The organism is Acetobacterium sp. K1/6 (assembly GCF_034438075.1).
In the GTDB taxonomy this organism is placed as follows: domain Bacteria; phylum Bacillota; class Clostridia; order Eubacteriales; family Eubacteriaceae; genus Acetobacterium; species Acetobacterium carbinolicum.
This window is the reverse complement of record NZ_JAXQGA010000008.1, coordinates 24626-38376: the sequence shown is the minus strand read 5'-3', so window position 1 is coordinate 38376 and position 13751 is coordinate 24626. Positions and strand designations below refer to the sequence as shown.

7 protein-coding genes and 1 riboswitch are annotated in these 13751 nt (G+C 43.3%); of the genes, 1 reads left to right on the top strand and 6 read right to left on the bottom strand.

Going from position 1 to position 13751, the window contains the following annotated elements; translation table 11 throughout:
* Positions 1 to 93 precede the first annotated feature (93 nt).
* The 4 genes from U2P91_RS08770 to U2P91_RS08755 all read right to left on the bottom strand — a co-directional run bounded on the left by U2P91_RS08770 (position 94) and on the right by U2P91_RS08755 (position 6351).
* Positions 94 to 1347: a DUF4430 domain-containing protein gene (locus U2P91_RS08770; RefSeq protein ID WP_322519465.1), complete on the bottom strand. Its 1254-nt coding sequence runs from the start codon at positions 1345 to 1347 to the stop codon at positions 94 to 96.
* Between the two features lie 562 nt (positions 1348 to 1909).
* Positions 1910 to 2884, bottom strand: coding sequence for a TIM barrel protein (locus U2P91_RS08765; protein ID WP_111888098.1), 975 nt, complete (start codon positions 2882 to 2884; stop codon positions 1910 to 1912).
* A 54-nt stretch (positions 2885 to 2938) separates the two neighbouring features.
* Entirely contained in the window at positions 2939 to 5092 is a 2154-nt protein-coding gene (locus tag U2P91_RS08760) for a hypothetical protein (protein WP_322519464.1), read from the bottom strand.
* A gap of 14 nt (positions 5093 to 5106) precedes the next feature.
* Positions 5107 to 6351: a DUF4430 domain-containing protein gene (locus U2P91_RS08755; protein ID WP_322519463.1), complete on the bottom strand. Its 1245-nt coding sequence runs from the start codon at positions 6349 to 6351 to the stop codon at positions 5107 to 5109.
* 237 nt (positions 6352 to 6588) lie between these two features.
* Positions 6589 to 6721, bottom strand: a riboswitch (cobalamin riboswitch).
* A gap of 305 nt (positions 6722 to 7026) precedes the next feature.
* On the opposite strand from U2P91_RS08755, the gene U2P91_RS08750 reads away from it, so the two are divergent.
* Positions 7027 to 7287, top strand: coding sequence for a hypothetical protein (locus U2P91_RS08750; protein ID WP_111888099.1), 261 nt, complete (start codon positions 7027 to 7029; stop codon positions 7285 to 7287).
* A 220-nt stretch (positions 7288 to 7507) separates the two neighbouring features.
* Here U2P91_RS08750 and U2P91_RS08745 read toward each other — a convergent pair whose 3' ends face one another.
* The gene (locus tag U2P91_RS08745; protein ID WP_322519462.1) at positions 7508 to 13018 is read right to left on the bottom strand and encodes a DUF4430 domain-containing protein; all 5511 of its coding nucleotides are present in this window, start codon (positions 13016 to 13018) and stop codon (positions 7508 to 7510) included.
* A 99-nt stretch (positions 13019 to 13117) separates the two neighbouring features.
* Positions 13118 to 13669: a hypothetical protein gene (locus U2P91_RS08740; RefSeq protein WP_322519461.1), complete on the bottom strand. Its 552-nt coding sequence runs from the start codon at positions 13667 to 13669 to the stop codon at positions 13118 to 13120.
* Between the last annotated feature and the right edge of the window lie 82 nt (positions 13670 to 13751).

Sequence of the window (13751 nt, the reverse complement as noted above, 5' to 3'; positions counted from 1 at the left end):
TTTCACATCACTTTCATCTCAACGCAATCATTGATTAACTTCTATCCTGACAACTCCAGCCCGCTTAAGCATCATTTACTTCTGTTGGCTTGATTAGTTATTGGTAACAAAAGGTCTTTCCGTTGAGCCCGGTGCTGCTTCGCCAGCGGGTACAACCACAATCCGAATGCCTTCCAACCGGTAGCCAAAGCCCGCGGTTCCGGCACTTTCACCATTTTTAGCCCAATCCAGCCAGCCAAAATTCTGGGCATGAACCTGGTAATATACATCAAACTGCCCGGCATCTGCCCCTGTCAGCTCAATGTCAATCCCTTCTAGTCGCAGGCCCCGTCCCTTGGTGCCACTCATTACACCATCAGCTTTCCAATCGTTTTCCCAACCGATGTTCTCGATATGGGTTTTATACCGAATGCCTAAATCATGGCCTTCAGTTCCACTGAGTTTAACTTCAATCCCTTCCAGTCGTAAGCCCCGACCGGAGGTTCCACTCATCACCCCATCTGTTTTCCAGATTTCTTCCCAACCAACGTTTTGAATATGGGTATGATAGGTGGCACTGACGGGCTCAGTTACCACGGGAATAGCGGCTTTTAGTTCATTATATAATTCACGCGCTTGTTTCGTCGTTGCTTCAAAATTCATCATCATTTTGTAGGCCTGATCATACAATGTTTTAAACTGAGTATCCTGTAGATACTGACTTTTTTTGCTGCTGGAGTTAATCTCTGCCAGCAGTTTTGTCAGATCGCTTTTGTCCGTTTGATTAATGGGTGCCATTCCGCCCATAAAATCCTGACCTAAATCGGCACCGTAACCCCAGAGGGTGAATTGCAACCGAAAAATATCGCCATTAGCTGGCGTATACCCGTCCAGTCCATAACCGGGAAAAACATTGTTAACCGAATACATCCATCCGGACATGGGGCTGTAATCTTTCTCTGATAGCCGATCCGGGTAAGTCAGACCTTCGGCCAGGGCCGTTTCTGTTGTTGGTGCGTCGCCAAAATCCTGATGGGATTCCATTTTAGAGATACTGGCGGGTACATTGAGTTCTCCAGTCTGAGCACCGTAAATGCCAACCAGATAATTACTTTTCCAGACAATTTTATCGCTTCCTAAAAAACGGTTTAACACTGTTATTCCGGTATCCCCAGTATAAATAGGGATTTGCACCGGTTCGACATAATAACCTTCGCCCAAGGAAAATTTTTCCACCGAAATACTGATGGTTCCGGTCTGTGCCTCTTCCTGAACCGGCACATTCTCTTCGGCTTGCACCGGTCCTGAAAAAAGCAGGACGGTCATCATTAATCCCAGCATCAACATCTTCTTCATTAACTTCTTCATCTTCTCCCTCACTTCATCAATCAAAATTTTTTTACATTTTCCAAACAATTACAAAAAAAGAGCTCCCGTCTCAATCAAAAAATGACTGACGACAGAAGCTCCAGAATATGCTGTAGAACTTTGTTTGGCATGTATCCTCAAGTGCGAAGGATTATACCGGTTAATAAAGAATAGGTTCCCGACTCATGCCCAAAGGCAATTACGGTAGCGCATCTGTTCAGGACTTTCACCTGGATTCCCCTAAGATAATTTGATCGATAAATCTGATCACCTTATCAAGCCTAATAGAATTGACTGAGATCAAACTCACCATTCCCGGCATTCTTTATAACAATTATTAAGTTGTCAAAATAATCTTATTCAAAATCTTTTTACTTCGTATTTTGAATAACGAAACTCCAATTAAATTCCAGTCAGTAATTAACCGCATTTAATAGATCAATTAAATATTAACACCAGGAATCTGAAATTGCAACCGTTTTTTAGTTTTTATTGCCATTAATTAGTACCATTTAACAAAAAACTATTTATTATTCTCTTTTCAGTAATTATTCTGCTCTGGTCAAATACATCCCATAGCCTGATTTTGAATCGCCATGTAGGCATCCAGACTTTCATAATCTTTGGCCAACAACTCATACACGATATATTCAGGCGTCACCGACTCAATAATATTTTTAACCAGTGGATGATCAAAAGGCACATGCCAGTCAATTTTTTTAATATGTCCCACCGTTTTAAGATAGCGTTCAAACTGATCCTCAGTTGCCAGGATTTCTTGATACTGTGTACGATGATCTGATAACAGATAGTCTCCTGGTAATGACAGATTCACATGTACGCCCTTGATCCAGTCTTTTAAGCTACCCAGCTTCTCAATGCAATCCAATATGTATTCGGCACCTTCTTGAGCTGTTTTTAGCTTGGGGTTTGTGATCATCAAATGACTGAGATCCAGCATGATGCCTTTATTTTCATAGTTGATCTGATCCAGAAACCGCTGGGCTTTGTCCCTATCTAAGAGGGTTAACCCCGGCCACCATAGATTTTCGAACAGCAGCAGTACATCACTATTGGTATCAAAAGCCCGGTTGACCAGATCCACAGTTGCATCCAGTACCTCATCATCGGTGTAATCAAAAGCCCCGGTAAATGAATGCTCCGTGGTTACGTGGGAAACGTGATAGACCATATACTCCACCTCAAATTCCCGGGCTCGCTGATATTCCTGCCTAAAGGCCTCCACCAGAATGTCAGGATGGGTACCGCCATAATATTGACGAACCCCCTTCATCCCACCAAACATCTCCGACACCTTTGCCATATCATTTTGATAAAATTCCAGCCAGGTGGGAAAATATTTCAAGTGAAGTCCTTTTAATATCTGTCGTGGTAGCGTATCCAGATAATCTTCTTCATAACAAATCAACTCCACACCATCCAGTTGGTGTTTTTCTAAAAAACTCTGCACATTCTTCCAGTCGCCTTCAAATTTTTCCAGATCGCCGGAGTAATTTGAAATATTCATCAGAATCATCTAATGCTCACCTCCTTGATTTATGCTGGCATTATAACCCAGTTTACCTTAACATCAGTTGTTGTTGATAAAGGCTAAGTCATTGGTTCCTGCTTCTACCGCCGGAGGTGTTTCACCTTTTGGCACCACCACAATTTTGATGCCCTCCAGTCGGTAACCAAAACCGGCGGTTCCGGCACTATCACCATTTTTAGCCCAGTTTAACCAGCCAGAATTTTGCGCATGAACACGGTAGTACACGTCAAATTTATCGGCATCGGCTCCGGTTAGTTTTATGTCAATGGCTTCCAGGCGTAATCCCTGTCCTTTGGTACCACTCATGTCGCCATTGGCTTTCCATGCGTCTTCCCAGCCGATGTTTTCAATATGGGTTTTGTACTCAATACCCAGGTCTGCATCACCTTGTAGTTTTACCTCAATGCCTTCTAAGCGAAGCGAACGGCCAGCGGTACCACTCATCTTTCCATTGGCTTTAAACTCTTTTTCCCAACCATCATTTTGAATATGGGTTCGATACAAACAATTGACGGTCGGAACCGTTGGTTCAACGGGGTCGGCGGGATCTTCCGTTGCTTCAACCTTCGCTTTAACCGCATTATACTTTGTCATATCAATGTTGCTTTTCTGACTCGCCGTTAAATTGAGCGAACCAAGTACTGCATCCACCGCATCCAAGCCTTGCTGAGCTGCTGCCTTGTTGGCTGCCGTGATTGCAGAGGCCTCTGGCAGGGCCCGAATGGCGTCATTCACCTTAACGGTAGAATTGCTGACATCGGTACAGTCAAAAAGCTTATTCTGATTCCGATAAGCTCGCACAATGGCTTCATAACCCCTGGCGATCTGACCTTCATCAGCAGAGAAAGATTCGTTTTTATCGGTTAAAATATCAAGCAGCGAGTAACCATTTTTTATAAAGGCCGTCTGGAAAAGATCGACATCGGCGGTGCCCAGCATAATAAAGCTTTGAGCATTCGACCAGGCATTGTTATAGTCGATACCGCTGTAAAAGAGGCCAGTATAGCCTTGAATCCGGGAGAAATAAGGAATGAACACCGTCTCCATCGCTTGTTTTACATCATAAAATTCATCACCGTCTTTGGCATTGGGATCATAAAAAGCTGCAATCGGCTGGAATTCCATAATATACATATCAATCAGCGGATCAACATGAGTAACGGAACCCGCCAGCGCCTTGGCGGCCAACTCATGAATATAGGCATGGCCACGATTCGGCAGATAATTATAGGAATCAATGGCAAATTCACTGACCTGTTTAACAAAATACCCATCGGATGGGTTCTTGCCATTGGTCAGCATTTCAATCAGATTATAGCCGCCAACATTTCTGGCATCATAACCCATGGCGGTGATTGCCAGGGCATCCTTGGCTACCTCATTGGCATCAAAGCCTTCGTTTAAAGGCTTGCCTTGAGCATCTTTTTTGTCTGATTTCTGATATTTCTGCACAAAGGCATCATAACATTCGGCATAAAAGCCACTGTGTGGCGTATAATCGGCCCGGGCTGCCGTAAAGATCAACCATGAGCCATAGGCCTGGGTTGTTGTTCCAAATACCGCATCCTGTCCCGATACCGTAGACGGCAAGCGGTAAACCAGTGAATCCTGAATCAATTTTTCAGCCGAACTGATCAATGCTTCCTGTTTAGCGCCATCAGGTACCGTTGTGTTGCCATTATAGCTAAGCGAAGGCATGTTGGCTTCAAAATCTTTCCCAGCTAAGGGTGTTCGTTCTTCTTCGTACCAGTAGGTCAATTGATAGTTACCAGCCAGTGCTTCGTCATACTCAATGAGGTACTGATTCAAAAGTGCCGGAATAGCGCCACTAAAATCATAAGCTTTTGATTCCAGCCCACTAAACATCAGTGGATTTTGGATTGTACTTTCCGGGTACATCGGGACCAGTTTGGCCTGACTTTTATCAATAATTGCCTGACTCGCACTGGTACCATCTGCCGCCACTAACTTAGTCGTGTAGCTGGCTAGCAGGAATTCATCATAATTCTCATTGATTCCCTGAGCCGGAACCACCTTGTTTTCGATGGTGTAGACCACCTTCACCGCAATGGCTGTTTTGTTATCGGCGGCTTTGACCGGCATCATCCACCCTAGGACAGACACCAAAACTAAAATCAGCAAACCGGCCATTAGCCAGCTTTTTCTTTTAACGTCTTTTAACAAGCTTTTCATTTTTTCACCTTTCATTACTTAGTTATAAATGCATTACCCACAGTGCCCTCAGCCGCCACTGGTGCCGGTGCACCATGGGATACTACCTGTATTTTTATACCTTCCAGTCGGTAACCAAAACCTGCCGTTCCGGCACTCTCACCGTTTTTAGCATAACCCATCCAACCCACATTCTGGGCATGCACCTGATAATAAACATCAAATTGATCGGCATCAGCGCCAGTCAATTGAATATCAATGGCTTCCAGACGTAAACCCTGTTTTTCTGTGCCACTCATTTGCCCATTGCTTTTCCATTGCTCTTCCCAGCCCAGATTTTCAATGTGGGTCTTGTATTCCACACCAAGGTCATACTCGGCATTTTCTTCCAGGTTTATCTCAATCCCTTCCAGCCGCAGTGATTCGCCAATCGTTCCGCTTACCTCCCCGTTTTTCCTTAGCGTTTGCCATCCCTCATTTTGTACATGAGTCCGATAACTAGCGTTAACACTAAAGGCGGCAACGGCATTGTTAAGTTCTGCGGTTGCGACATTTATTTCGTTTTGTGATGCAACCATGTTTGTCGATACTGCAATGGCATTGTCATAGGCCATTTTTATGATATCATTACTTAAATAAATTTCTTTCATCTCGGTGTTAACGATAGCAACTGCTTTTAAAAGGGCATCCTTATTACCGATTATCACCTTCGGTTCCGGTGAGCCCCATTCATAACCAGTCAGATCAGCTCCATAGCCCCAGTAACTAAAAGCAATCCGGACAACATCGCCGTCTTTAACCACATAATCGCCCATACCGACATCCGGACTGAGGTTATTGACTAAATACATCCATCCTCCCTGTTGACTGTAAGAGGTGGTCCCTAATGCATTATCCGTGCCAGCATTTCCAAAGGCTTTGGCTGTTGCGGTATCACCACCGCCAAGCTTTTCGACAATATAATTGGGGATCACCACCGATTCTACTCCGGCATCAGTTCCTTTAATGCCATTGATGTAAACCTTACTCCCGATAATGTTGTCAGGCCCAGCCAATCGTGAAACCAGATCAAAGACGGTTTCACCTTCTGTAAAGTTGATCTTAACCGGTTCGATGAAAAATCCCTGGCCAATCGTTGACCGCTCCATATCAATAACAACCGAACCACCGGCATTGCCGCTTTCCACCTCGTTAACCGCTGCCATAACCGACAAGGGTGTGAACATCCCTAAAACCAATAGAATAGCCAAAACCCCATTTGATTTCTTAAACATTTTCATTTCGCTTTTTCTCCTTCTTTTTAAATGATTATCAAACCGTTGACTCAAGCTTTGTTCCCTCTCTATCCCTCCTTGTTCCAAACTGTACTAATTACAATAACTGATTTTTATCTTAATGATATAAGCGAAAAATCAACAAAAAAAGAACTTCCATCCAAGTCAAAAAATGACCTGTGATCGAAGTTCCAGTAGTTGCTGTAGAACTTTTTGTTGCTCAACCGCCTTAATTGCGAAGGTCGATGGCTGTTGCTAAAGAATAGGTTCCCGGCTTATGCTTTTGGCAATTACGGTAGCGCATCTGTTCGGGATTTTCACCCGGATTCCCCTGAAGCAAACAAAAAGGCCTTGCCTGCTTAAGCCTAATGGAATAATGTGATTGACTAACACCATTCCCGGCATTCTTTATGACATGATTAAATTTTACACCACTGATTGTATAACAAACAGCTTTGCATCTTATTATATAAAGCTTATCATCTGCTGTATGAAATTGCAATATTTTTTATTAACAATTGCTTCATTTTAAAATATCATCGCTCGAAAATAATTGGTGTCGTTTTGAGTTTATAATCCTCAAATAACTATTTTAATTTTTAACAAACTAAGGTATAATAATATAAATTAAAATGATCTGCAAGATGAACTCGACATATCCGATCGTTGAAAGGGGAATTTATGACTAACGAAGAGTTTCAAACCATTGTGCTAAAAAAGTTTGATACCATGGAGGGTCGCTTTGATACCTTGGAATCTGATTTAACTAGTGTCAAAACTAAGTTAGATGCTGTCGCCGATCAGGTTGCTGTTTTAACCGAATTCAAAACTGATACCGAGCAATATTTCACCGACACCAAAGAGACGCTTAATTTCATTTTACACAAAGAATTGCTAAATGAAAAAGAAGTGTTTTTACTGAGAAAAAAGCAAGCTCAATAAAATGATAGCATAAAAGAGCAGCCAACACGCTGCTCTTTTTTTATTTAAGTACTACCGAACGGACCGGTTTTACAATTGTTTTTCTGGTCGCCATTGAAGCCTCCCATTTTCTTTTTTTTATACAAAAAAAGAACTCCTATTTATATTTTGGGATGAAGGCTAAGCCTCCATCCCGTAGGGGTCTGTGTTTGTTTACTGCCTTAACTGATTCGTTTATTACTCAGTTTTTAACCAGAAACGCGGTCTCAATGCTTCCTTCTTCTGGTGTCGGTGCGGCTTGTCCTTTGGGTACCACAATCACGTGAATACCTTCCAGGCGGTAGCCAAATCCTGCTGTTCCGGCGTCTTCACCGTTTTTGGCAAAGGCCATCCAGCCGGTATTTTGAGCATGCACCTGATAATAAACATCGTAGTTTTCGGCAGCGGCTCCGGTTAGTTCAATCCGGATCGCTTCCAGTCGCAGGGCTTTCCCTTCGGTACCGCTCATGATGCCATCGGCTTTCCAGCTGTCTTCCCAGCCGATATTTTCGATATGGGTTTCGTAGCGAATGCCCATGTCGACGTCAGCGGTATCGGCTCGCTTAATTTCGATCCCTTCCAACCGCAGAGATTGTCCCTGGGTTCCACTCATGGCACCGTTATTCTTCCAGTCCTGCCAGCCCACATTCTGAACATGGGTGCGGTAACTGAAATCAACGGTGGGGATCTCAACAGCCTTTGTTGCCACGACGCCAAACTCGGAGAAGGCATTGACTTTAAAGAGCAGTGATTTTCCATCGGCGGACAGGATTGGGGTAATCCATTCCACGGTGCCGTCGGTTTTCTTATGATAAATCTTATAGCTGTCATAACCCTGCTGGTCATCGCCTAACGGCATCGTCAGGGTGACAAAGCTGTCGGGATTGTTATTAAATTCAGCCAACGCTTCGTCACTCATATCTGGCTTGATGCTGTAGAGGCTGACGACCTTGGCATCTTTGATGCCGGCTTCTGTAGCTGCCTTTTCCGCTTCGTCGGTCTTGTCGGCGTCGCCGCTTTCGGGTTCAACCTTCAGGCCAACGCCTTCAGGGAGACCAACCACTTCAATACCGGTGACTTCATCTTTTGCCGGTGGCGTTGCCGCTTCCAGCTCGGCAATCCGAGCTTCAGCCACAGCTAACGCATCCAGGTTGGAGACCAACGCTTTTTGAATGTCGGTCAGTTTGTTATAGGCAGTGCGAGCTGCCACCACATCAGCCTTGCTGCCCAGGGCCAGTTTGTCGCCAGATGGCAATCCACTAATCTGTCCGCTGACAGCTTTAGCCGTGGCCTTGTCGGCTTCGGTGGCTTCGCCAGCCAGCAGCTTGGCCATTTGTGTTTCGACGGCCGTCAATGTACTAAGATTCGTGACCAGCTTTTTCTGGGCTTCGCTTAACGCGTCATAGACAGCCCGGGCGGCAGCAACCGCATCTTTGTCGGTCAGTGCCAGCTTATCCACTGCTGGCAAAGCGGCAATCTGATCACTAACAGCCTTGGCAGCAACCTTATCGGCGGCGGTCTGAAGCTCGGTGATCTTGGCTTCAGCGGCTGTCAGGGTGCCAAGGTTGGTCACCAGTGCTTTCTGGGCCGTTGTCAACGCATCATAGGCGGTCCGAGCGGCGGTGACAGCGGCTTTATCAGTTAAGGTCAACTTGGCCACTGCCGGTAGTGCAGCGATCTGATCAGTAACAACCTTGGCCAGCTTAGCATCATTTGCCGGATCTCCTGGTTTATAGTCGGCAATGGCTTTGTTCAGGGCGGTGGTTGCGTCGTTAATCGGTTTTATTTTTGCAGTCATATCCTGTACAATAGTCATGGCTGCTTCATAAGCTTCACTGATGGCCGCGTCACTTAGGTAGGCGGTATTGCCATTGACCTTGGCCAATGCTTTAAGAAGGGAATCTCGATTTTCAGGAGTAAAGCTCATTTCGTAAGTAACATTATTTCCGTCAGTACCTTTTCCCGTTACATCCGCCCCGGTTCCCCAATAGGTAAAGGCCAAACGAAGTACATCGCCATTTTTTAAGGTGCTACCTTTCATCCCAACACTTGGGGAACTATTATTGACAAAATACATCCAGCCAGAATAATCGCTATAATCTTTTTCACCAAGGGTGTTGCCTGATTGCGTTTTCCCATGCGATTTAGCTGCATTGGTATCGCCGGCATTTAACTCATCGATTATATACTTCGGTATGGAGACAGCACCAGAATCCGCACCTTTAATTGCTGCAAGATATCCGGGATCATTACCGATAACCATATTCTCGGCACCTAACAACTTCTCAACGGCATCCCAGGCAGTATCGCCCTGCTTAATAGTTAGGGTTTGAGGTTCAATATAGAAGCCCTGCCCGATAGTGAAGCGCTCAATGGCTACAGTAATCGTGCATTCCGGTGTTAGGGCAATGATTTTTGCTTCTGCTGCTTCCAGCTGGCTGAGGTTCGTAACTAAATTTCTCTGATAAGTGGTAAGTGATGTATAAGCTGCTCTGGCCGCATCAACAGTTGCTTTTTGACTATAGCTTGAAATGCTACCCAATGCGTTAATCTTTTCAATCACTGCATTAGCAGCCTTCTGATCGGCACTAATTTCTCCTGCCCCTTCCAATGCTTTAATTTTCGCTTCACTATCAGTCAATTTTTGAAGTGTTGTCGCACTGATAAGCAGCTTTTGACTTTCCGTCAAGAGATCATAGGCACTTCTTACTCCCATAACCGCCGTTTTATGATCAATGGTGATCGATTCCAGTGAAGGTAAGGCATTAATCAAAATCGTTACTTCCCCGGCAATGTCACTATCATCCAGAATTAAGCTGCGGTTTGTGACAAGTTTTTTCTGGGTATCGTTAAGGGCATAATAGGCCAACCTGGTCGGCTTTTTTGCATCTGCAGTTGCACCTGTCGGCAACGCACTTATTAAACCAATGACATAATCTGCCTGAACCTTATCGCTACCGATGGTAACATCTGGTTTGATGGTTGAATCAACTAACGCAAGGGCATTTTTTAAGGTATAGTAAGATTCACCTAATCCAGTTACAACATTGTCGCCACCAGCATTTAGGGCGGCCATTTTTGCGGCCGTTAATTTTTCATTTAGATTGTCCTTTTTTAATCCGGTATCAGCACTATCAACAGCGGTCTCTGCCTGTACAACCAGTTGATTGAATTCATCCCGTGTTAGGGCGGCCCGCTGCCAGACACTGCTGCCGTTATAAACGTCACCTAACGCAATAATATATTGAGTGCTATTAAGACCGACAAACTCATCTCTCTCTAGATAAGTTAGGGCACTCTTATCGCCATTTGCCCATAGCGCTCCGTTAATATCTAATCCCGAGGCCGCCAAACCAGATACCACACAAGAATGAGTTAAAATATTATAGTTCGTATACTGTGGATTTTGGAAAGCACCATTATAGTCACCTTCCGTTTCCTGGTAATTCTTAATATCACGAACTGCTGAAACGATTTTAGCTTCGACTCCCGGGACATCGTTATGGCTGGCCAATGCAATCAAGGCCCACCCCCGCATATCCAGATCAAAACTGCTACTGGCCGCCTCCGAAGCTACTTTATTTATGAGTATATCCTGTTTGTTGTATTGAGCCCCGGCAGCATCAAGGGCCATCAAGGCCCAGATATTGCTCCCCCACGGACCAAAACTGCCGCCTTCCCCTTGCTCTCCTAAGAGCTTTTCGACATAGTTAATACCATGGTAATTATACGGGTTTTCGCCGCTGAGTACCAGCTCCAAAATAATCGCACCATAACTGGTTGCTGATGTGGAGTTGTGGGTTTCGACATTATAGGCATATTTCCTGTTCAGATCGCCATTGGCTGCCGCATATGCAAAAACATCCCAATAAGTATTGGTCAGTTGATCTCCTTGACTTGCTTCAAAATTCTTTATGGATTTATCCAGTAACGTTTTTGCCCGCTGTTTAGTATCGTCTGAAACAGTTTCTTTAACCAGGGGAAATTCGAAATAGTAAGCATTGCTAAAGGAAACTCCATCGGAAGTTGCGTCGACCGTAACGATTAACTCCTGTGTGTCAGCACCCACGGTGATTGTATTATTATTTAATACTGTTGTATCGGTAACATCGAGTTCCGTCCAATCTTTGGAAATTGCCGAAATCTTCGCTCCCTCTGTTAGCGTAAATGTAAAACTTATGTCCTCACTGCCTGTTGAGGTTACCAGATAGCGAGACAAGTCACTTTTAAATGATTGATCCAAGGTCGCATTAGTGATCTCTACCCCTTCCATATTGGCCCCACCTTGCGTCCACTTAATATAGATATCATGGAGCTCTTCTTTTGTTTCATCCCCATTAGCCGGAGTTATGCTAATCGAAATCGGCGTTTCTTCGTTTAATACGTCAGGATCAAGGTAAAGAAGATAGCTTCCCCCAACTTTTTGTGTAGCGCCATTAATCCCAATGATAGCGTTCGTATCAGTTGGTAAGACTTTCGCACACAGGTATTGATCCGTAGTTTTTAAATCAATATAGTTTTTCCCATTTTCTTCATAAATCTCATGTTTTTTAAAAACTTCGCCGGGTTTATTTGTATTTGGTGCCAGCGCCCGATATAATTGAATCGGCTCTTTTAGTGAAACATCTTCGCCAGGTGTTGCCAAGTAGGTATTATCACCTTCACGCATTAATAAAATCACTCGGGTTGAATAATTGATTGGTATATTATAAGATGAAGATGGTCGTACTTCACCATCACTTCTACTTCTAATCTGTAAGATATTCAGTCCCTGATTTAATACCAGCTCTTGACTAATACCCGTTCCGTCACCATCAACACGAGACCATGCTCCCCCATTAATAGAGACATAATTACTATTCTGTTGATAAAACTCACTTAAATACTCTCCACTTTCAACATAGGGATAGGTTGTCGTGACTAATCCACGTTTTAAAGATAAACGAATGGATCTAATCTCATCCGGCAACTGATTTTCCAAATTGATTCCAGCATAACTATCCGCTTTCACGTACTGATAGTCATCTTCGAGTACCGCCTTTGTTTCCCCATTATAGAGCGTAATATCTTGATAATCAATTTTTCGATCAGAACTATGTGATGCTGGAGAAATACCCATTCCGTTATCATTTAAGATTAAATAGTAGACCTCGCTTTCATTGTTATCTGTGACGGTTATTTTAAAGCAGGTCATTCCATAATGAACTCTAAGAAAATTATTAGAACTTGGCACTGGACCTGTCGTAATAAAAGGATTCTCCGGCTCAATAGGTGTTGCTCCTGAAGCTATGCCTGCCCCTGTATAGCCCATGGTATAATCAATATCCAGATTTTTTTCATTCAAATTATTCGGATCGGATAAATCGCTAATTTCTACGGTTGCAGTGGGCGATTTTCGTTCACCGGCAATAAACAGATAGCAATTTTTAGTATTATCTTTTATATCTGCATAATAAATGTTATGTTCACCATCCAGCAATTGGGGCTGAAAATACGTCGTTCTGAACATGCTAATTTTTTGGTACATATTGAAATCAGTGTAAGGCATCGCTGATTTCTTTGTAGTTCCAATGGTTAAACTTTTTAGCTCCGTTGAATAAACCGGGTCACTGTCATCCAGCTCCTCTGCATGAATCATTTGGGGAATTGTCCCCCCAAAAATAAATAATAATAAAAATACCGAAAAAAAGACTATATACCTTTTAGTTTTCATTCACTGTTCTCCTAAAATAATTAATTTAAAGCTTATATTTAAAAACAGGCTATATAAAAATTTATATAACCTGTTCGTTTTTTACATAGTTAATTCATTCTACCAAGTAGTTTCCACATATTTATAATCCCAAACAATCGTATCATCATCATCTAAAACAACATTGCTAGCGTAAAGATTGCTTTCCGAACCATTGATATACAATACCCAGCTATAACCATGCCAATAAGACTGACCTGGTGTCCCGCTATAATATGATTCAACTTCGCTCATTGGTGTATAAAAAAACTCGTTTACATAATATCCTGTGCCTACAGAATCATAACCATATGTCATTCCGTCGAGTGACTGAGATCCCATTGCATCATAATAAGCTAAGATGGTTGCATCAAAAGCTGTTGGCGTTCCAGAATTGGGATAATTTGCTGGAAGTGGTGCTAAAACCGCAGCTGTATCATCAACAGTTACTGACATATCTTCCAGTGATGAATCAATGGGCACACCATCTTCACAAAAAGAAACCTTCACAGTTACCGGAGTAGCTGCTTTTACCACATTCATTCCCGGCAATACCACCATCGCTAATGTCAGCAACGTCGCTAGTACCAACATCATCAACTTATTCTTTTGCAAACTTAAACTTTTAAACATTTTAATCCTCCATAAATTTTGAAATTTTGCTTAAACAGCAATTTGAATCTTGACATCACTGTCAATAGAGGGTAAACTAAAT

What these genes read in the sequence shown, in the direction of transcription:
- U2P91_RS08760 (WP_322519464.1), bottom strand. Translation starts at nt 5,092, where the DNA reads ATGAAAAGCTTGTTAAAAGACGTTAAAAGAAAAAGCTGGCTAATGGCC.
- U2P91_RS08765 (WP_111888098.1), bottom strand. Translation starts at nt 2,884, where the DNA reads ATGATTCTGATGAATATTTCAAATTACTCCGGCGATCTGGAAAAATTT.
- U2P91_RS08740 (WP_322519461.1), bottom strand. Translation starts at nt 13,669, where the DNA reads ATGTTTAAAAGTTTAAGTTTGCAAAAGAATAAGTTGATGATGTTGGTA.
- U2P91_RS08750 (WP_111888099.1), top strand. Translation starts at nt 7,027, where the DNA reads ATGACTAACGAAGAGTTTCAAACCATTGTGCTAAAAAAGTTTGATACC.
- U2P91_RS08770 (WP_322519465.1), bottom strand. Translation starts at nt 1,347, where the DNA reads ATGAAGAAGTTAATGAAGAAGATGTTGATGCTGGGATTAATGATGACC.
- U2P91_RS08745 (WP_322519462.1), bottom strand. Translation starts at nt 13,018, where the DNA reads ATGAAAACTAAAAGGTATATAGTCTTTTTTTCGGTATTTTTATTATTA.
- U2P91_RS08755 (WP_322519463.1), bottom strand. Translation starts at nt 6,351, where the DNA reads ATGAAAATGTTTAAGAAATCAAATGGGGTTTTGGCTATTCTATTGGTT.